The organism is Paraburkholderia sp. JPY419 (assembly GCF_050435705.1).
Lineage (GTDB): Bacteria > Pseudomonadota > Gammaproteobacteria > Burkholderiales > Burkholderiaceae > Paraburkholderia > Paraburkholderia youngii.
In genome coordinates this window covers 2665506-2688512 of sequence record NZ_JBNDKV010000002.1, presented here as the reverse complement: position 1 = coordinate 2688512, position 23007 = coordinate 2665506, and the positions used below count along the sequence as shown (strand labels likewise).

Annotated in this window: 17 protein-coding genes and 1 pseudogene; 11 read left to right on the top strand and 7 right to left on the bottom strand. The window is 65.7% G+C overall.

Translation table 11 applies throughout. The features are described 5' to 3' along the window. Positions 1 to 20: 20 nt before the first annotated feature. The 4 genes and pseudogenes from QFZ91_RS18530 (at position 21) to QFZ91_RS18515 (ending at position 5610) form a co-directional block, all read left to right on the top strand. Positions 21 to 1049 carry an ABC transporter permease gene (locus QFZ91_RS18530; protein ID WP_429568020.1) on the top strand — a complete coding sequence of 343 codons (1029 nt, stop codon included), beginning with the start codon at positions 21 to 23 and terminating at the stop codon, positions 1047 to 1049. Next, positions 1046 to 1960, top strand: a complete 915-nt coding sequence (locus QFZ91_RS18525) for an ABC transporter permease (RefSeq protein ID WP_429568019.1) — start codon at positions 1046 to 1048, stop codon at positions 1958 to 1960. Before QFZ91_RS18530 ends, QFZ91_RS18525 begins: the two co-directional genes overlap by 4 nt. Continuing rightward, positions 1957 to 4146: an ABC transporter ATP-binding protein gene (locus QFZ91_RS18520; protein WP_429568018.1), complete on the top strand. Its 2190-nt coding sequence runs from the start codon at positions 1957 to 1959 to the stop codon at positions 4144 to 4146. The genes QFZ91_RS18525 and QFZ91_RS18520 overlap by 4 nt, the downstream gene beginning before the upstream one ends. Positions 4147 to 5147: 1001 nt before the next feature. Beyond that, positions 5148 to 5610, top strand: a pseudogene (locus QFZ91_RS18515) (Rap1a/Tai family immunity protein). Between the two features lie 93 nt (positions 5611 to 5703). Here QFZ91_RS18515 and QFZ91_RS18510 read toward each other — a convergent pair. After that, a complete protein-coding gene (locus tag QFZ91_RS18510) occupies positions 5704 to 6549 on the bottom strand; it encodes an aldo/keto reductase (protein WP_429568017.1) in 846 nt (281 codons plus the stop codon). A gap of 196 nt (positions 6550 to 6745) precedes the next feature. Between QFZ91_RS18510 and QFZ91_RS18505 the strand changes: the two genes are divergently transcribed. Beyond that, on the top strand, positions 6746 to 7492 hold the full coding sequence (locus tag QFZ91_RS18505) for a GntR family transcriptional regulator (RefSeq protein ID WP_013090333.1): 747 nt from the start codon (positions 6746 to 6748) through the stop codon (positions 7490 to 7492). Between the two features lie 73 nt (positions 7493 to 7565). Here the strand turns inward: QFZ91_RS18505 and QFZ91_RS18500 are convergent, their stop codons facing one another. After that, on the bottom strand, positions 7566 to 8975 hold the full coding sequence (locus tag QFZ91_RS18500; protein ID WP_429568016.1) for a CoA transferase: 1410 nt from the start codon (positions 8973 to 8975) through the stop codon (positions 7566 to 7568). Between the two features lie 126 nt (positions 8976 to 9101). Here QFZ91_RS18500 and QFZ91_RS18495 point away from each other — a divergent pair, with 126 nt between their 5' ends. Continuing rightward, positions 9102 to 10343 (top strand): citrate/2-methylcitrate synthase, encoded by a 1242-nt coding sequence (locus QFZ91_RS18495; protein WP_429568015.1) that lies wholly within the window; start codon positions 9102 to 9104, stop codon positions 10341 to 10343. 89 nt (positions 10344 to 10432) lie between these two features. Here QFZ91_RS18495 and QFZ91_RS18490 read toward each other — a convergent pair whose 3' ends face one another. Next, positions 10433 to 10738 carry a DUF2917 domain-containing protein gene (locus tag QFZ91_RS18490; RefSeq protein ID WP_429568014.1) on the bottom strand — a complete coding sequence of 102 codons (306 nt, stop codon included), beginning with the start codon at positions 10736 to 10738 and terminating at the stop codon, positions 10433 to 10435. Positions 10739 to 10921: 183 nt separating this feature from the next. Here QFZ91_RS18490 and QFZ91_RS18485 point away from each other — a divergent pair, with 183 nt between their 5' ends. The 3 genes from QFZ91_RS18485 (at position 10922) to QFZ91_RS18475 (ending at position 15525) form a co-directional block, all read left to right on the top strand. Then, complete coding sequence (locus QFZ91_RS18485; RefSeq protein ID WP_176121691.1) at positions 10922 to 12340, top strand: PLP-dependent aminotransferase family protein; 1419 nt, start codon at positions 10922 to 10924, stop codon at positions 12338 to 12340. 129 nt (positions 12341 to 12469) lie between these two features. Then, positions 12470 to 13930 (top strand): multidrug transporter subunit MdtD, encoded by a 1461-nt coding sequence (mdtD, locus tag QFZ91_RS18480; RefSeq protein ID WP_429568013.1) that lies wholly within the window; start codon positions 12470 to 12472, stop codon positions 13928 to 13930. 320 nt (positions 13931 to 14250) lie between these two features. Further along, positions 14251 to 15525, top strand: a complete 1275-nt coding sequence (locus QFZ91_RS18475) for an EAL domain-containing protein (RefSeq protein WP_368715737.1) — start codon at positions 14251 to 14253, stop codon at positions 15523 to 15525. Here the strand turns inward: QFZ91_RS18475 and QFZ91_RS18470 are convergent. After that, positions 15481 to 16536, bottom strand: a complete 1056-nt coding sequence (locus QFZ91_RS18470) for a sigma-70 family RNA polymerase sigma factor (protein ID WP_429568012.1) — start codon at positions 16534 to 16536, stop codon at positions 15481 to 15483. The two genes, QFZ91_RS18475 and QFZ91_RS18470, sit on opposite strands and share 45 nt — an antisense overlap. A gap of 274 nt (positions 16537 to 16810) precedes the next feature. Between QFZ91_RS18470 and clpP the strand changes: the two genes are divergently transcribed. Then, positions 16811 to 17458 (top strand): ATP-dependent Clp endopeptidase proteolytic subunit ClpP, encoded by a 648-nt coding sequence (clpP, locus tag QFZ91_RS18465; RefSeq protein ID WP_429568660.1) that lies wholly within the window; start codon positions 16811 to 16813, stop codon positions 17456 to 17458. 164 nt (positions 17459 to 17622) lie between these two features. Continuing rightward, positions 17623 to 19170: an NYN domain-containing protein gene (locus QFZ91_RS18460; RefSeq protein WP_429568659.1), complete on the top strand. Its 1548-nt coding sequence runs from the start codon at positions 17623 to 17625 to the stop codon at positions 19168 to 19170. A gap of 119 nt (positions 19171 to 19289) precedes the next feature. On the opposite strand, the gene QFZ91_RS18455 is transcribed toward QFZ91_RS18460, so the two are convergent. The 3 genes from QFZ91_RS18455 to xseA all read right to left on the bottom strand — a co-directional run bounded on the left by QFZ91_RS18455 (position 19290) and on the right by xseA (position 22562). Then, a complete protein-coding gene (locus QFZ91_RS18455) occupies positions 19290 to 19844 on the bottom strand; it encodes a glycine zipper family protein (RefSeq protein ID WP_429568011.1) in 555 nt (184 codons plus the stop codon). A 534-nt stretch (positions 19845 to 20378) separates the two neighbouring features. Continuing rightward, positions 20379 to 20957, bottom strand: coding sequence for a superoxide dismutase [Fe] (gene sodB, locus QFZ91_RS18450; RefSeq protein WP_013090345.1), 579 nt, complete (start codon positions 20955 to 20957; stop codon positions 20379 to 20381). 225 nt (positions 20958 to 21182) lie between these two features. Continuing rightward, entirely contained in the window at positions 21183 to 22562 is a 1380-nt protein-coding gene (gene xseA, locus QFZ91_RS18445) for an exodeoxyribonuclease VII large subunit (protein ID WP_429568010.1), read from the bottom strand. Positions 22563 to 23007 lie beyond the last annotated feature (445 nt).

Genomic DNA, 23007 nt, shown 5'->3' with positions numbered 1-23007 from the left:
CTTTCGCAGGAGAACTCACGATGTCGGCTCCGGCGCCCTCTCCCGCCTCGAACGCATCGCGTTTACCGCGTGCGACGAACGGCAACGCACGCCGCGTCGCGCGTTTTCTGGCGACGCGCGTGGGTCTGTCGCTGATCACGCTGTGGCTGCTGTCGCTGATCGTGTTCGCGGGCGGCCAGTTGCTGCCCGGCGATATCGGCCGCGCGGTGCTCGGGCCGCTCGCCGATGCGCGCGCGGTCGCCGCGCTCAATCATCAGCTCGGCGCCGACCGGCCGCTGCTCACGCAATACATCGACTGGATCACGCATTTCGTGCGCGGCAACATGGGGCTGTCGTACGCGTATCGCGAACCGGTCGGGCCGTTCATCGCCGATGCGCTAGCGCATTCGGCGAAGCTCGGCCTCTTCGCGTTCATCGTCGTCGTGCCGCTCGGGATTGCGGGCGGCGTGTGGTCTGCGATGCATGCGGGACGCTGGCTCGATCGCACGATCAGCATTGCCGGTTTGTCGGCGACCGTGGTGCCGGAGTTCGTGTCGTCGATCGTGCTGATCCTCGTGTTCGGCGTGTGGCTGCGCTGGCTGCCGATCGAGGCCTCGTTTCCGCCCGATGCAAGCGTGCTCGACCAGCTGCGGCATCTGGTGCTGCCGGTGCTGCCGCTCGTCTTCGTATTCTTCGGCTATATCGCGCGGATGGCGCGCGCGGGCACCGTCGAAGCGCTCGACGCCGACTACACGCGCACCGCGATCCTCAAGGGCCTGCCGCGCCACGTCGTGATCTGGCGGCACGTGCTGCGCAACGCGCTGCTGCCGACGATCACCGTCGCCGCCACCCAGCTCGGCTACATGATCGGCGGACTCGTGGTGGTCGAAACGCTGTTCCGCTACCAGGGGATCGGCTCGCTGATCTACAACGCCGCCAAGGCGAAGGACTTTCCGATGCTCGAAGCGGGCGTGCTGACGATCGGCGTCGTCTATACGCTCGCGAATCTGGTCGCCGATGCGCTGCACGTGCTGCTCAATCCGCGGCTGCGGGTGAGGACCGCGGAATGAATCCGAGCGTGCCGCCGGCTCCTTCGACGCCACCAGCGCCGCCCACGCCGGGCGCACCGGGCTCCACGCCGCGCGCGCCCGCCGAGCCACGCTTCCCGCGCCTCCTGCTGCTTCTGAGTTCGCCGACCTTCATCGTGGGTGCGCTGATCGTCGCGTGGTGGATCGTCTGCGCGATCGCCGGGCCCTGGTTCGTGCATCTCGATCCGTACGCGTCCGATCCGCTCAATTCGCTCACACCGCCCGATCGCACGCACTGGTTCGGCACCGATCAGCTCGGCCGCGACGTATTCTCACGCGTGATCGTCGGCGCGCGCGACATCCTGACCATCGCGCCGCTCGCGACGCTGCTCGGCACCGCGGCGGGCACCGCGCTCGGCCTGCTGGTCGGCTACTTCGACGGGTGGGTCGACGACGTGATCGGCCGCGTGATCGACGCGGTGCTCGCGCTGCCGCTCGTGATCATCGCGCTGCTCGCGCTCGCCGCGGTCGGCGCATCGAATCTCACGGTGATTCTCGTGATCGGCCTCACCTTCACGCCGATCACCGCGCGCACCGTGCGCGCCGCCGTATTCGCCGAGCGCCATCTCGACTACGTGGCCGCCGCGCAGCTGCGCGGCGAGCGCGCCCCGTACATCATGTTCGTGGAGATCCTGCCCAACGTGCTGCCGCCGATCGTCGTCGAGGCGACGGTGCGGCTCGGCTATGCGATCTTCGCGGTCGCGACGCTGTCGTTTCTCGGCTTCGGCATCCAGCCGCCGTCGGCCGACTGGGGGCTCGCGCTGTCCGAGTCGTACACGCTGATGGCGGGCGGCGCGTGGTGGACCGTCGTGTTCGCGGCGGGCGCGATCGCGTCGCTGGTGGTCGGCGTCAATCTGATCGCCGACAGCGTGCAGGGAGTGCTCGACCGATGAACGGCGCGCCGCCCTCCTCGTTCGCCACGTTCGACGTGTCGAAGAGCGATCGCACCGATGCGCTGACCGTGGTCGGCCTGACGGTCACCTACCGGATCCGCGGACGCGATCGCGAAGTGCTGCAAGACGTGTCGTTTCGCGTGCGGCGCGGCGAGGCGTATGGGCTCGTCGGCGAATCGGGCTGCGGCAAGTCGACCGTCGCAATGGCGACGCTGCGCTACCTGCCACGCAACGGCAAGGTGAAGGCCGGCAAAATCGTGATCGCCGGCGCGGACGTGCAGAAGCTCGGCGCCGATGCGCTGCGCAGCATGCGGGCGACGACCGTCTCGATGGTCTATCAGGACCCTGGGCGCGCGCTGAACCCGTCGCTGACGATTGCCCGCCAGATATCCGAAGCATTCGAGGCGGCCGGCGTCGCACGCGACGAAGCGTTGCATCGCACGCTCGAGATGTTGCAGCGCGTGCGTATCGCGGCGCCCGAGCGCGTGATGGACAGCTATCCTCATCAACTGTCGGGGGGCATGCAGCAGCGCGTCGTGATCGCGATGGCGCTCGCGTCGAACCCCGCTCTGCTGATTCTCGACGAACCGACCACCGGCCTCGACGCGACCGTCGAAGCGGAAGTGCTCGACCTCGTCGCGCAGTTGCGCGAGGAGCTCGGCACCGCGGTGCTGTTCATCAGCCACAACCTCGCGGTGATCGGCCGCATGTGCGAACGCATCGGCGTGCTGTACGCGGGCAAGCTGGTCGAGGAAGGCGCGACCCAGGACGTGTTCGCGCGGCCGCGTCATCCGTACACGGTCGGATTGCTGCGCTGCCTGCCGAGCGCCGGACGCAGCAAGGACCGCGAGCGGCTCGATACGATCGCGGGCGGCCTGCCGCTGCCGGGCTCGGTCACGCAGGGCTGCATCTATGCGCAACGCTGCCGTCTCGCCGACGAACGCTGCCGCCGCGACGCGCCGCCGCCCTATCGGCTCGGCGCTCCGCATGGGGATCAGATGGCGCGCTGCCACTATCACGAGCGCGCGATCGAGTTGCCGCGGGCGGCATCGAGCGAGGAGCCGGTGGCGGCCGCATCATCCAACGCGGCGGCGCGCGCGTCTTCTGCGCCGGTCTTGCGCGCTCGCAACCTGTCGAAAACATTCCACGTATCCGGTGCGCCGTTGCGCGCGGTCGACGACGTGTCGCTCGAACTCGCGAGCGGCGAGACGCTCGGCCTCGTCGGCGAGTCGGGCAGCGGCAAGACGACGCTCGCGCGGCTGATGCTCGGCCTGCTCGCACCCGATGCCGGCGGCCTGCTCGAACTCGACGGCGCACCGCTCGCCGCGCGCGTCACGCGACGCAGCGACGAGCAGCTGAAGTCGCTGCAGATCGTGTTCCAGAATCCGGACTCGGCGCTCAATCGCGCGCATTCGGTCAAGCGGCTGATCGGTCGTGCACTCGCGCGCTTCACCGCGCTGCGCGGACCCCAGATCGACGAAAGGCTCGGCACGCTGACGGACGCCGTGCGGCTGCCCGAGCGCTATCTCGACGCACGTTCGCGCCAGCTATCGGGTGGGCTCAAGCAGCGCGTCGCGATTGCGCGCGCGTTTGCGGGCGAACCACGCGTCGTGGTTTGCGATGAGCCGACTTCGTCGCTCGACGTGTCGGTGCAGGCCGCGATCCTGAATCTGCTCGCCGATCTGCAGCGCGAACGCGGCGTCAGCTACGTGTTCATCTCGCACGATCTGCACGTGGTGCGCTACGTGTCGGATCGCATCGCGGTGCTCTATCTCGGCCGGCTCCTCGAAATCGGCCCGGCGGCGGCCGTGTTCGATGGACCGCAGCATCCCTATACCGAGGCGCTGTTGTCCGCCGTGCCGACGCTGCCGGGCGACGGCGCGTCCGGCGAGGAACATCGACGTGCGCGCATCCATCTGACGGGCGAGTTGCCCGGGCCCGGCGCGATGCCGTCGGGCTGCGTGTTTCACACGCGCTGTCCGCGCAAGCTCGGCGCGATCTGCGAGCAGCAGGACCCGCCGTTCCTCAACGCCGGCGGCGCCGCCGACTCGCCTTCCGCGCACCGGATTCGCTGCCATATTCCGGTCGCCACGCTGCGCGAGCTGCAATGCGAGCAGCGCGACGACGACGCGGGCAACCCGACGAACGGCGCCGATTCCGACGACGCGTCGGAAAACGCCAGCTAGCGTCGACTCGGCTCTCATCGACGTCGCGTGACGCGGCGTCACCCAGCACAGCGCCCCCTTGACGAATCCCGCGTCAGAACACGCTTTTGTGTCCGCGCGTTTCATCGTCGCAACGTTTTCAGGCGTTTTTCCGGCGAGCGCATCGTATATCCCGGGATCGCCCGCGTCGCTTCAAGGCTCTGCGACGCGTGGCATGGATATCGCTAAATTTGCGGCCAGAGATTCGAAGCCAAACCGGGCGTGCAACGCCGCGCACATCCGCACGACGAGCGTCACCACGCGATGACGCGGTATCAAGCGATCAGCACGGCAGCGACGCGCGGCCAACTTCGACACGACGGACTCGGGGTTCGACAAGACCCGCGTGCATAGGTCGGTCGCCGCTGTGGCAGCTGGAGACGCGCGATGAAAACCAGAAAGTTAGTTGGGGGCGGCAGTAGCGGCGGTGGCGGTGCTGGTGGCGGAAGCAGCGGCGGCAGCGGGAGCGGCGGCTGCGGTTGCGGAGGCTCCAGCGGTGGTCCGGGTGGTGGCTTCCGTGGTGGCTTTGGTGGTGGCTTTGGCGGTGGCTTCGGTGGCGGGTTCGGCGGAGGCTTTGGCGGAGGCTTCGGCGGCGGTCACGGAGGCAAGGTGGCGGCAGCGGCGGCAGTGGCAACGGCGGCGGGAACGGGCACCAGGCGTCGCCCGTTGCCCCGGGTAGGGGGCCCCCGCGCCCTACCGCCGGCGACATGTCCCGGCATACTGTCCGCTATCCGCTGGCAACGGCGGTGGCGTCCCGATCCCCCGGTCGGGCGTCACCGCCGCAGGCCGGTCGGAGCGGCCCGCCCGCCTGCGGCGCGCGCTGACGAAATGGCCCGGAGAGTGCGCGAGCCGCGCCTCGCATCGTCGCGCGAACCGCACCGCGAGCGGCGGGAACACAGCCTCCCCTGCGCGTGAGTGTCATGGAACCAATCCGAGACGACCGCCTCATATCAAATTCATCGTTCGATATGAGGGCCCACAACATGCATAGAAGTGTCCCCCCCTCCGCGACCCGCACGGCAGCCGCCGTGCTGATGGCTACCGCTCTGGGCCTCGCATCGCTCGCCAATGCGCAAACTCCCGCGCAGCCAATGGCGCAAACCCTGTCGCAAGCGGCGCCACCGGTCGATCCGAGCTTCTCCGCCTACTCGCTCGTACAGAGCTGCAAACAGCGCCACGACAACGTCGCGCAAGGGCAATGCGTCAGCGCGATCCGCGGCATCATCCACGGTTATCAATACGGCGTGCTGTTCCTCGCTCAACGCGCCACCTTCCCCGCCAACGAAACCCAGCGCGTGTCGCTATGTCTGTCCGACGTGCCGGTGTCGTCGGATCGTCGACGACTTCCTCGCCGATGCCGCTCAGGTACCGGACGACGCACTGCAGCACACCCCCGCCGAAGTCGCCGTGCTCGGCTCCGTGCATCAGCACCACCCCTGCACCTGAGCGCCGCGTCAGCGCGCGCGGCGTCATCCGCGCCCACCTCGCTCAGAGCCTCGCGCGCCGCCGCTCCGCAACGGACGGCGGCCGCGCCGGCGCCTACAACATCTCCAGCGCACGCTTGCCGCGCGGCGGCTTGAAGTACGCGTCGAGCGCGGCGAGTTCGCCGGCTTCCAGCACCAGTTGCGACGCGCGATAGTTGTCACGCACATGCTCGACCCGCGCCGCCTTCGGAATCGCGCACACATTGGGCTTGCCCAGCACCCACGCGAGCGCCACCTGAAACACGGAGACGCCGCGCGCGTCGGCAATGTCGTCGAGCGGCGAGCGTTTCGGCAGCCGCGCATGATCGACCGGGCTGTATGCCATCGCCGGCGTGCCGCGCGCGGCGAGCCATGGCAGCAGATCGAACTCCGGCCCGCGCCGCGCCACGTTGTACAGAATCTGGTTGGTCGCGCATGCGTCGCCGCCTGGCGTCGCGACGAGTTCTTCCATGTCGTCGATATCGAAGTTGCTCACGCCCCAGTGACGGATCTTGCCCGCGTGCCGCAGCGCCTCGAAGCCCTCGACGGTGTCCGCGAGCGGCACCGAGCCACGCCAGTGCAGCAGATACAAATCCAGCCGGTCCGTCTTCAGACGCTTCAGGCTCTGCTCACACGCGGCGATCACGCCGCGCCGGCTGGCGTTGTGCGGATACACCTTGCTGACCAGAAACACCTTGTCGCGCAAACCGGCGAGCGCTTCGCCGAGCAGCGACTCGGTCGCGCCGTCGCCGTACATTTCGGCGGTGTCGATCAGCGTCATGCCGAGTTCGATGCCGCAGCGCAGCGCATCGATTTCCGCCGCGCGTCGTGCTTGCCGCTCGCCCGTCTCCCACGTGCCCTGCCCCAGCGCCGGAATGCGCTCGCCGCCCGGCAAGCTCACGCTTACGATTTCGCTCGTCATGCTGACTCCTTCGAAAGTGGCTCGATCCGGATGCGATGCAATTGCGCGCGGCCTCACCGCGCAACGCACGCTGCGAAAAACCTGGAGATGAGTTTAGCGGCTCCGCGGCCTCACGACGGCGCGCCAGGCAAAAGCCCGCTATAACGGGGCGCGCCGATGTTTTAAAATTGCCGCTTGCCCATCTTGCGTGAGCCCCATGACCTCTGCCTCGGAAGACCGCTGGCGCGACCTGCGCCCGGACCCGGAAAACGACACGCCGCTCTATCTGCAACTTGCCCGCAAGCTCGGCAGCGCGATCCACGAAAACCGCTGGAACGCCGGTGAGGCGCTCCCCTCCGAGCGGGTGCTGTCGGAGGCGCTCGGCGTATCGCGCATCACCTCGCGTAAGGCGATCGCGCTGCTCGTCGAGCAGGGTTTGATTCGCCGCACCCAGGGCGCGGGCAGCTTCATCACGCCGCGCTATGAAGATCCGTTGTCGCGCCTGTCGAGCTTCAGCGAAATGCTGCGGCGGCGCGGCTTCACACCGAGTTCGAAGTGGCTGTCGCGGGAGATCTCGCCGGCCAATCGCGACGAGGTGATCCAGTTGGGGCTGTCGCCGGCCGCCGCGGTCACACGGCTGCGGCGGCTGAGACTCGCCGACGGCATCGTGATGGCGGTCGAGAATTCGACGTTCCCGGCCGCGGTGATTCCCGATCCGCAAGCAATCGGCGACTCGCTGTACACGTACCTGGAGAACCGCGGATTGACGATCGTGCGCGCGCTGCAGCACTTTCGCGCGGTGAACGCGAGCGACGAGATCGCGCAGCAGATGAGCATCGCGCCGAACGAGGCGTTGCTGTTGATCACGCGCGTGGGCTATACGGCGGATCAGCGCGCGATCGAGTTGACGGATACATACTGCCGCAACGATTACTACGACTTCGTGGCGGAGTTGAGGAAGTAGGCTGCGGCTCGGTGAATGGTCCCGCAGCCGGGCGCGCCGCGCTTCAAACTCCAACGCGGCGCACGCTACCCTGTTACGTCCACCGGGCTTCGTGCGCGCCGATGCGCGCCGGCGGCAGCGCATAAAACGCCGGCGTCTGTTCCAGTTCTTCGGCGGGCTGAACGCCCAGCACGCACCCAAACTCCGATTGCACGCTCGCGACGCAATCGCGCACATCGTCGAGCGACATCTCGGGCGCCTGCTGTCCATCGGCCAGCAGCCCGAACGACTGCAGCCAGCGCCCGGTCTGCGCAAGCGACACCTTCACATGCCAGCTGCCACCCTCGCGTGCCCGCCGCGCGAGCGCGACCATCGCGCCGAACGCGGCCAGATAGCCGGTCGCGTGATCGAGCGCCTGACACGGCAGATGCCGTGGCTCGGCCGAACCCGCCGCCGCGCGCTCCGTCCACGCGATGCCGCTCGCCGACTGCACCAGACTATCGAAGCCGCGTCGCTGCGCCCACGGCCCCGTGTACCCGTACGCGCAAACCGACACATAGACGATCCCAGGCCGCAGGCGCGCCAGCTCGGCCGGCCCGAAGCCGCGCGCCGCGAGCGCGCCCGGACGATAGGCCTGCAGGAACACGTCGGCATCGCGCGCGAGTCCGCGCAACGTGTCGCAGCCAGCGGCGTCGCGCAGATCGACGAGCGCCGAACGCTTGCCGCGGCCGTTGTCGATCACGAGCGGCGCGATGTTCGGCAGATGCGGCCCGTTGATCGTCATCACGTCCGCGCCATGATGCGCGAGCGCGCGGCCGGCCACCGGTCCGGCGATGATCCGCGACAGATCCAGCACCCGCACGCACGCGAGCGGACGGTCGATGCCGGGCGCGGCGTCGGCGTCGGCGTGGCGCGGCGGCTCGGCCGGCGCATCGCCGATGCGCTCGATCTCGAACAGCGGCAAGCGCGCGATTGCTTTGGCCTGCTCGAGCGCGGCCCATTCGTCGGGCGTGCGAATCAAGGCGGCGCATAGGCCCGCGTCGGCGAGCGTTTGATCGAGCGTCGCGCCCTCCCAGCCGCGAATCGCGGCCGCCACCGACTCCCGGCCGTTGTCGCAGCCGAGCACGTCGAGCACGCCCTTCAAGTGATGCGCGAAATTCGTGTGCAGCTGGATCCAGCGGCCGTCGCCGGTTTCGTAGAAGCCAGTGACCGGATCGCGCAGCGCGGGCGGCGGCCCATCGTCGATCCGCAGATAGCGTTCGCTGCGAAACGCCGCCAGCGCGCGATGCATCTGCACCGACACCCGTTGCCTGTGTCCGCTGCGCGGGTGCCAGTATTCGGCGGCCGCGAGGCCCGTCGCCGCGATGGTCGACGACGCGAGGCTGCCGACGCGATAGACCGAAGGCAAGCCGGGGTCCGCGCCGGCAAGCGACACGGCGTGCAGCGCGACCGGATCGCAGCCGGCGAGGGTCCAGATGTGCTTGAGGGCGAGTTCGGGTGTCATGGCATCGGGCGCGTTGGCCGCGCGCACAGGAAGCAGGTGCACCGAGTCTAAATTTGCGCGTTGCTGCAATCAATCTTGATTATGATAATCAACATATATTGATTTCTTCGGTTTTCACTCGCTTTCATGTCAGCCCCGATTTATCTGACCGCCGCCGAAGCGGCCGCGACGCTCGGCGTCAGCTTGCCGACGCTGTACGCGTACGTGAGCCGCGGCATGCTCGGCTCGTCGCCGGATGCGCAAGGCAGGCATCGACTCTACGATGCCGCCGAGGTGCGCCGCCTTGCGCGTCGCAAGGCGGACGGCAAGCGAGCGGGCAAGGTCGCGCAGAAGGTGCTCGACTGGGGCGTGCCGGTGCTCGAATCGTCGATCACGCTGGTCGCGGACGGTCGGCTGCTGTATCGCGGGCACGATGCGATCGAGCTTGCACGCAGTGCGTCACTCGAAGACGTCGCGGCGCTGCTGTGGCAATGCAGCGCGCGGCGCATCGCCGATGCGCCCGCCGTGCCGCTCGCCCCCGCGCAATGGGCCGCGTGGCTCAAGCTGTGGAGTGACAGCACGCCGCTCGATCGCGCGCTCGTGCTGCTGCCGGCCGCCGCCGCGCAGATGCCGCGCGTGTGGGCGCTCGGCCGCGACGCCCAGCTGGACACCGCGTGCGCCGTGATGCGGCTGCTGGCCGCCGCGATGCTGCCGGCGGCGCCGTCGAACGAACCGCTGCATCGGCAGATCGCGACGGCCTGGCGGGTGCGCAGCCGGCCGCAAAGCGGGCTGCTGCGCGCGGCGCTGGTCGCCTGCGCGGATCACGAGCTGAACGCGTCCACGTTCACGGTCCGCTGCATCACGTCGACGGGCACGCACTTGTTCGGCGCGGTCGCGGGAGGCCTCGCGGCGCTCTCCGGGCCGCGTCACGGCGGCGAAACCGTGCGCATTGCGGCCCTGCTCGATGAAGCGTCGCGCTCGCCCGATCTGGACCGCTATCTGGCGAACCGCCTCGCGCGGCACGAGCACGGCGCGCAAGGTCCGGTGCTGTCGGGCTTCGGTCATCCGCTGTACCCGGACGGCGATCCGCGCGCGCGGTTGTTGCTGACGATGCTCGCCGACTGCGCGCCGGCCCGCTCGCCGCTCAACGAGGTGCTGCACCTTGCACGTGCGGTGCGCGACACGACCGGCGCCGAGCCGACCGTGGATTTCGCGCTTGCGGCGCTCGAGCGCGTGCTCGGCTTGCCGACCGGCGCCGCGTTCACGCTCTTTGCGCTCGGGCGGGTGGTCGGCTGGATCGCGCACGCGATGGAGCAAACGCGCGATGGCAGGTTGATCCGGCCGCGAGCGCGGTATATCGGGGAGTATCAGGCGGGAGAGGCTGCTTAGGGGCTGCTTAGGGGCTGCTTAGGGGCTGCTAAGGTCTGCTTAGGCGCTACGTCGGACCTGCACAGCGGCGGCTCGCCGTTCGCCCCGCATCAGACCACGCCCGGTCGACGCGCCAGCCAGGCCGGGATCGGCCAGCCGAGTAGCAGCGTCGGCAGCTTGCGTTGCGAGCCGCTCGCCAGCGCGAAACGCGCCCCCTCCCGCCCTGCGCTGATCCATGCCACCGATCCGCGCGCCAACTCGATCGACTGCCCTGCCCCGAGCCAGTGATCTTCATGCTCGCCCTCGACGGTCAGCCAGACCTTGCCGCTGATCATCTTGAAAATCGACGGGCGCGCAACGCGCCAGGCCGTGACGGGTTCGCCAAGTTCCAGTTCGAAAACTCGCACTTCTCGCATCGCCGTTCTCCTCGAAGAACTTTCTGTTGTACCGATTATTGGCGTGCGATGATCGGAAACCCATGCACAGTTCCGAACACTTTCATCGGAACTGTTCAGTCAAAAAACCGAACAGTTGGCATGGCTCGCCCGACGCAGGTCACGAGCTTGCGCGCTCGCGGGCCGGCGACAAAAGGCAAGCGTATGAAACTCGAAATCCAGCTCGATCGGGACAACGGCGTACCGCTTACCGAGCAGATCGTCACGGGCGTTTCGGCGTGGATCCGTTCGCGCAATGCGCATCCTGGCTCGAAGCTGCCGTCGATCCGCCAGTTCGCGGCCGACTTCGGCGTGAGCCGCTTCCCGGTGATCGAGGCATACGACCGGCTGGTGTCGCTCGGCTATGTCGACTCGCGCCACGGCTCCGGCTTTTACGTCGCCGATCGCCAGCCGACGGACATGCGTTGCCAGGGCACGTCGGACCCGCGCCGCGCCGATGTCGAGTCGGACCATTTGCTTGAGCAATTCAACTTTCCGGGCGAGACGCTGAAGCTCAGCACCGGCTTCATTCCCGAAAGCTGGCGCGACATCGATGGCATTGCGCAGGCGATTCGCCACGTGTCGCGAACCGATCCGGCGAGCATGGTCGAATACGCGACGCCGCTCGGCAATCCCGTCTTGCGCGAACAGTTGCGCGGCCGTATTGGCCAATTGGGCATCCAGGCGGACGCGTCGCAGATTCTGATCACCAATGGCGCGAGCCAGGCGTTCGATCTGCTCGTGCGCTACATGCTGAAGCCCGGCGACACGATCTTTGTCGAGGACCCCGGTTACTACAACCTGTACGGCCTGTTGCGACTGCACGGCATGAAGCTGATCGGCATTCCGCGCACCGGCAGCGGTCCCGACCTCGATGCGATGCAGGCGCAACTGAAGCTGCACCGGCCCAGATTGCTGCTCATCAACACCGTGTTCCACAATCCGACCGGCACCACGGTCGCACCGCAGGTCGCGTTCCGTTTGCTGCAACTGGCGCGTGAGCATGGCTTCCAGATTATCGAGGACGATATCTACGCGGATTTTCAGACCGAGCTCACCGATCGCCTCGCGACCCTCGACCAACTCGAACAGGTGATCTACATCGGCGGACTGTCGAAGACTCTGTCGTCGTCGTTACGGATCGGCTGCGTGGTCGCGAGTCACGCGATCATCAAGGATCTGGTCGATATCAAGATGCTGACGAGCATCGGCGGCTCGCGGTTTGCCGAAGCGGTGGCGGTGTCGATGCTGGAGCGCGGCGCATATCGCAAATATCTGGAGCGACTGCGCCGCCAGATGCGCGGCGCGCTCGGCTCGACCGTCCAGACACTCGAAGATTCCGGCTGGGAGATTTTCGAAGAACCAGCGGGCGGCAAGTTCGTGTGGGCGCGCGTGCCCCATGTCGCGGACGCCGAGCGGCTCGTTGAATGCGGTGTGCCGCTCGGTGTGACGGTGCTGCCTGGACAACACTTCAGGCCGAATCGGGAGGCGAGCCCGTGGATCAGGATTCATGTGGCGTTTGGCAACGAGCCACGGGCGCAGGCGTTTTTTCAGGCGGCGGCGCAGTTGCCGGCCGATGTGTGAAGACGGCGCAGAGCGCCGCCGAGACGCAGCGCCGACACCTGCGCAAGACTGCGCCGCTCGCTGCGCCGGGACTCGCTTTTCCCTAGAATAGCGAGTCCCAGCCCGACCGAGCGCGCCCAGCCGCTTCATATGTCTACGACGCCGACTCCGCCCGCCCTCGCTCCAAACCTCCCCTCTGGCCCGTCGCCCCGCGCACTGACGGTGATGCTGTGGCTGGTCGCCACCGGCTTCTTCATGCAGACGCTCGATTCGACGATCGTCAACACCGCACTCCCCGCGATGGCGACAAGCCTCGGCGAGCTGCCGCTGCGCATGCAATCGGTGGTGATCGCCTACTCGCTGACAATGGCGGTGATGATCCCCGTGTCCGGCTGGCTCGCCGACAGACTCTGCACGCGGCGCGTGTTCTTCAGTGCGATCCTCGTGTTCGCGGTGGGCTCGCTGCTGTGCGCGAACGCGCGCACGCTGAACCAACTGGTGCTCTTCCGCATTCTGCAAGGCGTGGGCGGCGCGATGCTGCTGCCGGTTGGGCGGCTCGCGGTGCTGCGTACCTTTCCGGCGGAGCGCTATCTGCCGGCGTTGGCCTTCGTGGCGATCCCGGGCCTGATCGGACCATTGATCGGACCGACGCTCGGCGGCTGGCTCGTCAAAATCGCGTCGTGGCACTGGATCTTTCTGATCAACGTGCCGGTAGGCATCGTGGGCTGCATTGCCACGTTTATTTTCATGCCGGATAGCCGCAACGAACACACTGGCAAATTCGACCTCGGCGGCTACCTGCTGCTGGTGGTGGGCATGGTGGCGCTTTCGTTCGCGCTCGATGGCCGCACCGAGTTCGGCATTCAACATGCGACGGTGCTGGTGCTGCTGATTCTGAGCATGGCGTGCTTCGTTGCCTATGGTCTGCACGCGGTGCGCGAGCCCGAGCCGATCTTTCCGCTCGATCTGTTCAAGATTCACACGTTCAGCGTTGGGCTGCTCGGCAATCTGTTCGCGCGGATCGGCAGCGGCTCGATGCCCTACCTGATTCCTCTGCTGTTGCAGGTGAGCCTCGGCTATAGCGCATTCGAAGCCGGGCTGATGATGCTGCCCGTGGCGGCCGCGGGCATGGCAACGAAGCGTCTCGTGACGAGGCTCATTCTGAAGTACAGCTACCGGCGCGTGCTAATGGCGAACACGATTCTGGTGGGTCTGATGATGGCGAGTTTCGCGCTCACGAGCACGAATCAGCCGCTGTGGCTGCGGCTCTTGCAACTGGCGATCTTTGGCGGCGTGAACTCGATGCAGTTCACCGCGATGAACACGTTGACACTGAAGGACCTGGGCACTGGCGGCGCGAGCAGCGGCAATAGCCTGTTTTCGCTCGTGCAGATGCTTTCGATGAGTCTCGGCGTGACCGTGGCCGGTGCGTTGCTGACGACCTTTACCGGCATCATGCAGCGTGTGACCGCCGCGAATTCGCTGCCGGCGTTTCATGCAACGTTCCTGTGTGTCGGCGTCATTACCGCATGTTCGTCATGGATCTTTGCGCAGTTGTCGCCGGAGATCCGCACGCCAGCGACGAAGACCGATCCTTCAGAGCGAACCTGAAAACCGCGCGCGCCAGGACGACGCATCCTCGCGCGCTCACAAACCGATTTCGTGGCATCGCTCCGCGCGGCCCGCACGCAGCATCCTTGAACAGCGTCAGCGACCCGCAACAGGGCGCGTGCCGCACCAGCGAAGTGCGTGTCGTCGCCTTCGTAGCGGCGCGGGCGCGGCACGTTTTCCTCGGAGCATTGCTGGTGGGCGCTCGAGCATTGTTGGTACACGCGCATAGTTCTTGCTCGACTATCCTGTAAACTCTTAGTCTGCGCGTGCGAACTCCTGCCGAGCCCCGCAAGCGCCGCCGTTTCCACACGACCGACATGATGAGCATGATCGAACTCGAACATCCCGGCTTCCAGCCACCACGCCCGATGGCCGGCGACGAAGGCTCCCGCCGTACCGTTCTGTATGGCGGCTACACCGTTTTCAGCGTGTTTCAACCGGTCTTCTCGGTCTCGCACCGGCGCGCGATCGGGTATCACGCGTCGCTGCGCGTGCACGACGAGCATGAGCAGCAAGTGCCCTCGCACGAAGTCTTTACGCAGGCCGCGCGACGCGGCGACCTGCTCGAACTCGGACGGCTGGCCGAATCGCTGCACCTCGGCAACTTCAACGCGTTCGACAGCCACGACGAATGGCTCTTCCTCAGCCTGCATCCGGCCGCGCTGATGGACACCAGCTACGGCGACGCGCTGCTTGCCAGCCTGAAGACGCTCGGCCTGCCGCCGCAACGCGTGGTGCTCGAAGTATCCGAACAGGCCGGCGGCGAAACCACGCGCTTCGCCGAAATCGTCGATTCGCTGCGAAAGTCCGGTTTTCTGATCGCGCTCGACGGCTTTGGTGCCAAGCATTCGAACATCGACCGCGTGTGGAATCTGCGGCCGGACATCGTGACGCTCGACCGCTGCATCCTCGCGCAAGCGAGTGAACACTCGCACATCGAACGCGTGTTGCCGGGCCTCGTCTCCCTGTTGCACGAGTCCGGGCAACTGGTGCTGATGGGCGGTCTGAGCACCGAGCGCGACGCGCTGATCGCGCTCGAATGCAATGTGGACTTCGTCCAGGGCGCATTTTTCGCGGGCCCGAGCGTCGAACCCGTCAAGCCGCAGGTTGCCGCTGGCCTGATGGATTCGCTTTCCGCTTCGCTGCGCGAACGCGTTGCCGCTCGGGAGAAAGCGCAATCCGCGCGGCTCGCGCCGTATGTCACTGCGCTCGAGGCTGCCGCAGCTCAGTTGATTGCCGGGGAATCGATCACGCAGGCGACCGCACCTCTGCTCGCGCTGGGAGAAACGGCGCGCTGCTTTGTCCTGGACGGATCGGGCCGGCAGATCGGCGACAACGTGCTGCCGCCGGGCCGCACATCGCAACGCGCAAAGCGCTTCAGCCCGCTGCTGCATTCCGAAGGCGCCAGTTGGGAGCGCCGCCCGTACTTCATTCAGGCGATGCGTCAACCGGGGCGGGTTCATCTAACACCGCCGTATCTGTCGATCAACGAAGCGCATCTGTGCGTCACGGCCTCGATTGCCGCCCATAACTCGCATGGTACGCAGGTGCTATGCGTGGACATCAACTGGGAAGTCGCGGCTCACCGCAACTGACACCTGCGGATGGCCCTTGATGCGGGCAAGCAGTTCCTTGACCGCCTCACGGCCCAGCATTCGGTTGGCCGCCCGCAAATGCGCGGCGCTGGCCACGATGCGCAGCGAGACGATTCTCGCCGAAAGGTCCGTTGCGCCGTCCGTCACCACGTCGATTAGCCCGACGATATCGCCGTCGCAGAACAGTGCGATACACACGGCACCCGCCATCGACACCACCTCGGTATAGCTCGCCTGTTGCGCGAGCGATGTAACCACAGCGATCCACTTCGGACCTGAGTCCGGTTCGCGGGCGCACTGCGCTTCGGCTCCAGGTGTTGGCCCTTGTGCCCGAAGGGCCAGGTTGGCCGCAGGGAATGGAGTGGGCGTAGCGTACAAAGGTACGTCGCTGATCAGTTGCGGCGCGTCGTTGAAAAGCTGCAGCAAGCCCGCCCGGTCTTGCGCTTCGAGCGCCGCGCGCAATCGCTCGACGATTCGCCCATGCACCGCTGGATCGGGCCGCTCCAACGGCGCGCCCGCCCGTTTCAGACGCTCCTTGGCGCGATGAACCATTTGCCGGCATGAGGCCGGTGTGCGCTCGAGAATCGACGCGATTTCGGCATAACCGCACTCGAACGCTTCATGCAGGACGAACGCCGCGCGTTCGTCTGGCTTCAGATGTTCGAGCAGCAACATCACGCCATATGACATATCGGCCGCGCGCAATGCCAACTCCTCCGCCGATGGTGCGACCTCGTCGAGCCACGGCTCCGGCAACCACCCGCAAGCCTGCGACGCGCGCTCGCGCTGCGCGTGCCGCAGACGGTCGATCGCCGTGCGGGTGGTGAGCGTGGTGAGCCACGCGACCGGCGTTTGCACCGCCTGCGTATCGGCCAGATGCCATTTGAGCCAGACGTCCTGCACCACGTCTTCGGCCTCCGCACGACTGCCAAGCATCCGATATGCGAGCGCCAGCAGACGGGCGCGCGCGGCCTCGAAACTGGATGCCTTGTCGATTCCCTGTTCCGTCATGCGTAGACCTCCCGATGTTGCGTCGTGAAAAAGCGGCTGTACACCAGTGGCATGGGTCAGGCGCGCGTCATGTTCGGTATTCCTGAGCTTGACGCATGGGCAACGGGTGATGTGACAGCTCGGCGCAAAAAAATTTCTGTCACAACTCGGGCCGCTGCTTCGTCAAATGAGCAAGAACCGGCGCATGTCACGCGGCGGCTGCCCCGAGGCCGCCTGCGCATCCCCGCCTGCGCATCCCCGAATGCCCGTGCCATCCATCCTGAACGAGGAACCCATGCCTTCCAGTTACCCATCTGTCTCCGCCCTGGGCCTCGTGCCCACGGTGATCGAACAATCCGGCCGGGGCGAGCGCGCCTATGACATCTATTCCCGCCTGCTGCGCGAGCGCATCGTGTTTCTTGTCGGGCCCGTGAACGAGCAGTCAGCCAGTCTGATCGTCGCACAATTGCTGTTTCTCGAATCGGAGAACCCCGACAAGGATATTTCTTTTTACATCAACTCGCCCGGCGGCTCGGTGTATGACGGCCTCGCGATTTACGACACCATGCAGTTCATCAAGCCGGAGGTCTCGACCTTGTGCACGGGCTTTGCTGCGAGCATGGGCACTTTTCTGCTCACCGCGGGCCAACGCGGCAAACGGTATGCGCTACCCAATGCCCGCATCATGATTCACCAGCCTTCCGGCGGTGGTCAGGGCACCGCGGCGGACATCGAAATTCAGGCGAAGGAGGTGCTGTATGTGCGAGCGCGTCTCAATACGATGATGGCCGAGCGCACTGGACGCAGCATCGAAGATATCGCGCGCGACACCGACCGCGACAACTTCATGTCGGCGCTCGAAGCGAGGGAATACGGATTGATCGATGACGTGCTGGAAGCTCGCGCGACGTGGAACAACGCAGGTCGTCGCGACACCCTGTAACGGAACTGACATGGAGCCGCTTGCTGGGCCGCCAGACAAACCGCTTGCTGCAAATTACCATCCACCTATCGGTGCGAGCGCACCACAAAAGCTGCTCACCTTCGCTGGAATCGCTATCATGTCGCGATTCGTCGACTTCGACGACCGCTTCAATGGAGATACACATGGCGTCATCCAACGAAAACGTCAGCATGGCGCTGTTCTGCGACTTCGAGAATGTCGCGCTTGGCGTGCGCGACGCGAAATACGACAAGTTCGATATCAAGCTTGTGCTCGAGCGCCTGCTGCTGAAGGGCAGCATTGTCGTCAAGAAGGCGTATTGTGACTGGGATCGCTACAAGAGTTTCAAAGGGGCCATGCACGAGGCCAATTTCGAGTTGATCGAAATTCCGCATGTGCGCCAATCGGGCAAGAATTCCGCCGACATTCGGCTCGTCGTCGATGCGCTCGATCTCTGTTATACGAAATCGCACGTCAATACGTTCGTCATCATCAGTGGTGATTCGGATTTTTCGCCGCTCGTGTCGAAGCTGCGCGAGAACGCCAAACAGGTCATCGGCGTCGGTGTGCAGCAGTCCACCTCGGATTTGCTGATTGCGAACTGCGACGAGTTCTTCTTTTACGACGATCTCGTACGCGAAAGTCAGCGCGCAGTCGCGAGGCGCGAATCGTCGCGCCAGCAGCAGAGCGCGCAGCAGGCAGCCAAACGTGCGGCTGACGAAGAGAAAGCCCCGCCGAAGGAAGATCTGGAGAAGCGTCGCAGCAAGGCCGTTGAAATTGCGGTGCAGACGTTCGACGCACTCGCTTCCGAACGTGGCGACAGCGGCAAGATCTGGGCGTCCGTGCTGAAGAACGCGATCAAACGGCGCAAACCGGATTTCAATGAAACGTATTACGGGTTTCGCGCTTTCGGTAATCTGCTGGAAGAGGCGCAGGCGCGCGGGCTGCTCGAATTCGGCCGCGATGAAAAATCAGGCGCGTACGTTTATCGAAGCACGGCTGTGAACGTCGCGAGCGAAGCGGCCAGTGAAACTATCGGCGAAACCGCGGCAGAGTCTGCCGAAACGGGGTCGGCTGAGTCGGCGTCGGCTGAACAGGCGGCCGAACATTCGTATCAAGCGCAGGCGGCGCAAGCGGCCGCGTCCGAGCCGGGCGGCAAGCACAAGTCGCGTCGCAAGGACCGCGGCAACCGCAAGGCGGGGCGAGGTCAGGAGGCCGCGCACGGCAAGCGCGGTCACCACGAAACGACTGATGAAGAACCTGCGGCTGGCGCTCCGGCTCTCACCGAACAGGCGCAGCCCGCCGAGCAGCTCCAGCGGCAGGAGCCGCGTGAACACGCGCCGCTCCCAGATGAGTTCGTCGTTAAACCGATAGCTGAAGAGACCGAAGCTCGCGCTGTAAAAGCGGCAGCGGATACTGCCGCTGAACAGGTCGTCTTCGGTCAAGAAATCGAGCAGACCGCCGACAGCGACCAACTCGCACAGCGTGAAAGCGCCAAAAAGCGCGCATCCCGCAAAACCGCCGCGAAGAAAGTGAAGAAAAGTACGCCGCGCACCATCGAGGAAGTCCCCGAGATCGCGGCGCCGGCGGAGGCCCCTGCTCCAGCAGTCGATTCGGAAGAAGGATCTGAGGCCGCCAGGAAGGCCGCCCGTAAAACGGCGTCTCGCAGCCGTCGTCCGCGCAAAGCGGCGTCGACGGACAGCACGGAGTAAGCAGCGGCGCGGATTTGACGATCGTCGCTACAAGCTACCACCCAACCGGGCTACGCAACGAAACCCGGTACCGGCCGACAATGCAAGACGACCAAGCCGGCCGGCCCCACTATCACCGCTCAGTAAGCCGGATAAGGCGCATACATGACGGGCGGAGGCGGTGCGTAGTAGTACGGACGGGGCGCGACATACACCGGCTGCGTCGAATAGTAAGGCTGCGGCTGAGCGATCGTCTCGCCCTTCGATGTCATGCACTGGGCGTAGGCGGTGTCATAGCGTGCCTGCATGCCGGCCGCCGAGTACTGGGCGCCATTCGCACCGTTCGCGCCGCCGATCAGCAGGCCGCTGCCCGCCCCGATCGCCGCGCCCGCGCCGGCGTTGCCCGCCGCGGCGCCGAGCAGCGCGCCGACCGCCGCGCCGCCGAGCGTGCCGAGCGCCGCGCTGTTCACGCTGTTCGTGGTGGCAGCCTGCGCAGCGCCGGACGGATTCGTCGTTTGATTCGCGTAGTCGCGGCACGCGTAGTCGTTCTGTTGGAACTGGCTGAGCGGCTCGCCGGCGCGCGGCATCGCGGCTATGCTCGGGCCGCTCGGTGGCGCCACTGCGCAACCGCCTAACGCGAGCGCGATGACTGCGGCGGGAATCGCCAGACTGATCGTTTTATTGCTGGGAATCATGGTGGTGCATTTCGGAGGATTGGAATTCAAACGTTAGGCTAATCGCAAAATTCCGTGGTTACGGCTCAGTTACAGAAAGTTTTTGCGCGACCGGCTGGCCTCGACCCGGCTGCGCGTCGTCGCGGGATTGGGTACGTTATATCAAGTGATGCTTGTAAATGCGCGGGCAATCAATTCACAACGAACGCCGCCCACACTCGCGTCAAACGATCCCCGCCGCCCAAGCCAATCGATCGCGCGTTGGCCGCCTCAATCAACCGGCTCATTGTCGCCGCCGCAGCGGCTTGCATTGCCTGCGGCGCGCCCGCCCCCGCCAGCTCCGCGAAGCCGACGGGCGGCGGCCGAGGTCCACTTAGCGCCCCGCGAAACCGCAGTTACCAACTGTGACAAACTTCTTTCAGAAGCGACCCCTCTCGTTCCGATCGCCTCAGAAAAGGAAAAGCCCTCGCGATGGAGGGCTTTCGTCTCTAGCCACCATCTTCAATCGCGACCGCAAGGATCACGACATCAGACGACGAGCTGCAACCGGTAATCTCAAGCGAAGTTCTTCGCCGCGAAGTCCCAGTTGACGATGTTCCAGTACGCTTCGACGAACTTCGGACGCGCATTGCGATAGTCGATGTAGTAAGCGTGCTCCCAGACGTCGATCGTCAGCAGAGCCTTGGCGTCGGTGGTGAGCGGCGTGGCGGCGTTGCTCGTCGACACGAGGTCGAGCGAACCATCGGCCTTCTTCACGAGCCATGCCCAGCCCGAGCCGAATGTGCCGACCGCGGTCTTCGCAAACTCTTCCTTGAACTTGTCGAACGAACCCCACTTCGCGTTGATCGCGTCAGCGAGCGCGCCGGTCGGTGCGCCGCCACCTTGCGGCGACAGGCTGTTCCAAAAGAACGTGTGATTCCACACCTGAGCCGAATTGTTGAAGATACCGCCCGACGACTTCTTGACGATCTCTTCCAGTGACAGGTTCTCGAACTCCGTGCCCTTGATCAGATTGTTCAGGTTGGTCACATAGGTCTGGTGATGCTTGCCATAGTGAAACTCGAGCGTCTCTTCCGACATGTGCGGAGCGAGCGCGTTTTTCGCAAACGGCAGCGGCGGGAGCGTATGTTCCATGGTGCTTTCCTTCTCTAAATCTGTTGTGGGGAGTCTGCGGATGACGCTATCGAGCACTCGATTGTAGGCGAGTTGGAATAACCCCGCAAACGACCGGCCTTTATGTCCGGCATGTCGAACACGCCGTGCGCAAGGCCCTTGGGAAGGGTGCGCATGGCGCGTGCCCGGGTCGTCGGCAGGCAGGACATGACAGCAGATGGGCGCCACGCGCCCACCGGCAAAACGTCAGAAGCCCTCGGTCAGACGCGCCTGCACGTCGGCGAGCGCGACGTCGGCCGAGCCTTCGGCGAGATGCATCGTCAAACGACGTCCGGGTTTCAGCGACGATGGCGTGCGAATCGCCCGACCGCTTTGCGCGTCGAGCACGGCCGCATAACCGCGCTCGAGCGTGCGCTGTGGACTCAGCACTTCTAGTCGCGCGAGGAGCATGTCGATACGCGCGACCTGACGTTCATGCTGGCGCGACAGCGCTGCATTCAGGCGCTGCGCCAGCATGTCGACGCGCGTGCGCTCGGCTGCGAGATCCGGACGCCAGCGTTGCCAGCGCATCTGCAGCAGCGAGAAGCGCGCTCGAGCGTCCCGCACCGGCCGCGCGCCCGCCGACGCGAGCCGCACGCGCAATTGCTGCAAATGCGTACGCTGCCGCGCGAGCCGCTCGGCCGGCGACACTAGCCGGCGCGCCAGCCAGTCGAGCTGCTGCGCGCGCCGCTCCATCATGCGGCCGAACGCGCGCGCAAGCGTCGCGTGCCGATGATCGAGTTCGCGCAACAGCAAGACGCGCTGCGGACTCACGAGTTCGGCGGCACCGGTTGGCGTCGGCGCACGTACGTCGGCGGCGAAATCGGCAATCGTGAAATCGGTCTCGTGGCCGACGCCGCTCACCACCGGTATCACGCTTTCCGCAATCGCGCGCGCGAGCACTTCTTCGTTGAAGGCCCACAGATCTTCGATTGAGCCGCCGCCGCGACACACGATCAGCACGTCGACCTCGCGGCGGGCGCCAGCCGTCTCGACCATCGCCGCCAGTTTCGCGCTGACACCCGAACCCTGCACCGGCGCCGGATAAACGATCACCGGAATATGCGGCGCGCGGCGCGACAGCGTCGTCAGCACGTCGCGCAATGCGGCCGCCTGCAACGATGTGACGATACCGATCGCGCGAGGATGCGTCGGCAGTGCGCGTTTGCGCTCGGCGGCGAACAACCCTTCGGCTTCGAGTTGCGCCTTTAACCGCAGGAACGCTTCGTACAGACGCCCCTGACCGGTGCGGCGCACCGCTTCGACATTCAGTTGCAATTCACCGCGCGGTTCGTACATCGTCACGAGGGCGCGCACTTCGATGCGATCGCCTTCGCGCGGCATGAATTCGGCGTACTGCGCGCGACCGCGGAACATCACACAGCGCATCTGCGCCTGCGCGTCCTTGATCGAGAAATACCAGTGACCACTCGCAGCGCGCGTGAAGTTCGACACTTCGCCCGCGACCCATACGAGTGGAAACGAGCGTTCGAGCATCGTGCCGATCGCGCGATTGAGCGCGGAAACGGGAACGACGACCTCACCGCCTGGTGTGGCCGCCGAAGCAAAAGGATTTTCGGGGTTCATGCGAGGAATAAATAGCGCTGGCCGGACAGACGATAGACCGAGCGACGAGCGGAGTCCAGCCGGAATCGCAGGATTGTTAAAAGTGTCCACATGGCGGGAACCGCCTGACGAATTCCGCCAGAACGCCCGCCAACGCCAATAGATTCCTGGCAGACCCTTGATTTATATGGCGTTTGCATCTCAATAGAGGGCGAGCACTTCGATCCAAAGCGCACGGAATGGCCCTCCCGGACGATCGGATGGCAGGTTCTCCACAAAGTTATCCACAGACTGTGGCCGACCGCACATAGCATAGACCAGCGTCCATCAAACCCTGCGCGACTTGCCGGCCGGGACGCCCGCGCGCTAGAGTTGCGGGTTCGACGGCATGCCGATCGCGCAGTGAGCCAGGGAGCTTGCTGGCCCGAGGCCAATCAGCACGAGCCCTTTCGCCGCGCGGTTTGCA

Excerpts from the sequence above, each read along its gene's own strand:
- QFZ91_RS18530 (WP_429568020.1), top strand. The coding sequence starts at position 21 with ATGTCGGCTCCGGCGCCCTCTCCCGCCTCGAACGCATCGCGTTTACCG.
- QFZ91_RS18525 (WP_429568019.1), top strand. The coding sequence starts at position 1,046 with ATGAATCCGAGCGTGCCGCCGGCTCCTTCGACGCCACCAGCGCCGCCC.
- QFZ91_RS18520 (WP_429568018.1), top strand. The coding sequence starts at position 1,957 with ATGAACGGCGCGCCGCCCTCCTCGTTCGCCACGTTCGACGTGTCGAAG.
- QFZ91_RS18510 (WP_429568017.1), bottom strand. The coding sequence starts at position 6,549 with ATGACGAGCGAAATCGTAAGCGTGAGCTTGCCGGGCGGCGAGCGCATT.
- QFZ91_RS18505 (WP_013090333.1), top strand. The coding sequence starts at position 6,746 with ATGACCTCTGCCTCGGAAGACCGCTGGCGCGACCTGCGCCCGGACCCG.
- QFZ91_RS18500 (WP_429568016.1), bottom strand. The coding sequence starts at position 8,975 with ATGACACCCGAACTCGCCCTCAAGCACATCTGGACCCTCGCCGGCTGC.
- QFZ91_RS18495 (WP_429568015.1), top strand. The coding sequence starts at position 9,102 with ATGTCAGCCCCGATTTATCTGACCGCCGCCGAAGCGGCCGCGACGCTC.
- QFZ91_RS18490 (WP_429568014.1), bottom strand. The coding sequence starts at position 10,738 with ATGCGAGAAGTGCGAGTTTTCGAACTGGAACTTGGCGAACCCGTCACG.
- QFZ91_RS18485 (WP_176121691.1), top strand. The coding sequence starts at position 10,922 with ATGAAACTCGAAATCCAGCTCGATCGGGACAACGGCGTACCGCTTACC.
- mdtD (WP_429568013.1), top strand. The coding sequence starts at position 12,470 with ATGTCTACGACGCCGACTCCGCCCGCCCTCGCTCCAAACCTCCCCTCT.
- QFZ91_RS18475 (WP_368715737.1), top strand. The coding sequence starts at position 14,251 with ATGAGCATGATCGAACTCGAACATCCCGGCTTCCAGCCACCACGCCCG.
- QFZ91_RS18470 (WP_429568012.1), bottom strand. The coding sequence starts at position 16,536 with ATGACGGAACAGGGAATCGACAAGGCATCCAGTTTCGAGGCCGCGCGC.
- clpP (WP_429568660.1), top strand. The coding sequence starts at position 16,811 with ATGCCTTCCAGTTACCCATCTGTCTCCGCCCTGGGCCTCGTGCCCACG.
- QFZ91_RS18460 (WP_429568659.1), top strand. The coding sequence starts at position 17,623 with ATGGCGTCATCCAACGAAAACGTCAGCATGGCGCTGTTCTGCGACTTC.
- QFZ91_RS18455 (WP_429568011.1), bottom strand. The coding sequence starts at position 19,844 with ATGATTCCCAGCAATAAAACGATCAGTCTGGCGATTCCCGCCGCAGTC.
- sodB (WP_013090345.1), bottom strand. The coding sequence starts at position 20,957 with ATGGAACATACGCTCCCGCCGCTGCCGTTTGCGAAAAACGCGCTCGCT.
- xseA (WP_429568010.1), bottom strand. The coding sequence starts at position 22,562 with ATGAACCCCGAAAATCCTTTTGCTTCGGCGGCCACACCAGGCGGTGAG.